Annotated in this window: 1 protein-coding gene; it reads right to left on the bottom strand. The window is 56.9% G+C overall.

Going from position 1 to position 1,479, the window contains the following annotated elements; genetic code table 11:
• A partial coding sequence (gene ltrA / locus H1B37_RS32805; protein ID WP_182871485.1) for a group II intron reverse transcriptase/maturase occupies nucleotides 1-987 on the bottom strand: 987 nt, incomplete at its 3' end.
• Between the last annotated feature and the right edge of the window lie 492 nt (nucleotides 988-1,479).

The following is a 1,479-nucleotide window of genomic DNA, read 5'->3' as shown; positions in this document are numbered from 1 at the left end:
ACTCTTGCGTTGTTCTAAGACGAAGTAATCGATCCAACCCCGAAGGTACAGACGAAGTTCACGAAACCGCTGACGCATCGAGATGCCGCGGTTGCGGGTCAAAATCTCTTTTGCCCGTTGCTTGAACTTCTTGAGACTCTTCGGGCTCACTCGGATCTGGCCGCCGAAACCGTGGAATTGGTAGCCGAGGAATTCGGCACCAGAGGTTCGGCAGACACGACTTTTGTCGCGGTTGACGACCAGCTTAAGGGTCCCAGTGAGGTAACGTTCCACCGAGTCGAAGACCCGCCGGGCCGCGCGTTCCGATCGTACGAAGACCAGAAAATCGTCGGCGTAGCGAACAAAGCGGAGGCCCCGTTGTTCGAGAACCTTGTCAAAATCATCCAACAGAATGTTGGCCAACAAGGGAGACAACGGGCCGCCTTGCATCGTGCCTTCGGTGGAAGGTTGGAGGTGACAATCGACCATCACGCCCGCGCGCAGGTAGCGGCCGATCAGCTTTAGCAGTACACGGTCGTGGACCTTACGAGACACGCGTGCCATTAAGACATCGTGATGGACGCGATCGAAGAACTTCGAAAGGTCCATGTCCACGCACCAGCGGAAACCGCTGCGGATCGTTTGCTGGATCTGCTTTGCAGCTCCATGTGCGGATCGCTTGGGTCGAAACCCGAAACTCGACTCGGAGAAACCGGGGTCGAAGATCGGGGTCAAGACTTGCAGGATGGACTGTTGAATCAAGCGATCGATCACGTTTGGAATACCGAGATCTCGCGTGCCGCCATCCGGTTTGGGAATCGACTTACGACGGGAGGGTCCCGGTCGGTAAGTTCCTTCCAAGAGTTGTCGGCGCACTTCTGGCCAATGGTGCCGGAAGGTCTCGAAGAAGGCGTCAAGGGTGATGCCATCGGGACCGGGAGCCCCTTTGTTGGCTTTGACGTTCTTCCAAGCGCGCTCAATGTTAGCGTCGTCGACAACTGCTTCCATCAGAGAAGATGAAGAAGAGTTCAAGGCTGACTTCTCCGTGGCCGCCGAAGCCGCAAGGCTCGACTGAGGTTTATGCGCGGTGTCTGGGAGACACGATGCGTTGGGATCTTTCGAGGTCACGGGTGGTTCGTTCCTTGTGAAATGACGTTCAGCCCTTCACCTGGCCGTTGGGATGCGGTCGTTGGCTACTATGGCTTTTGCTGACTTCTCAGAGCACGGAATGCGTTACCACATCCGCCCCACCTTTCGGACAAGTCCTACTCGCGGGTACGCGTCTGAGATCTCCCCAAATAAGGGGCTCCCGCAAGCGGGAGCATCGTGATCTATCCCTGCCCAAGCTCCTGATTTACCTACGCCCTTTCTTCCGGTTCGGCTTCGCGGTCAGCAGCCCGCTCGCCTGGAGTCGTCGGCCTCATATCAGGTTTCTGTTCGTAACCTGGCAGGTCTTGGCGTGAATGCGGTCGACGGCGATGTACAGGTCGACACTTACGC

Source organism: Stieleria mannarensis (genome assembly GCF_014154935.1).
In the GTDB taxonomy this organism is placed as follows: Bacteria; Planctomycetota; Planctomycetia; order Pirellulales; family Pirellulaceae; genus Stieleria; species Stieleria mannarensis.
The sequence above is the reverse complement of the archived record's forward strand: the minus strand, read 5'-3'. Positions and strand labels throughout refer to the sequence as shown.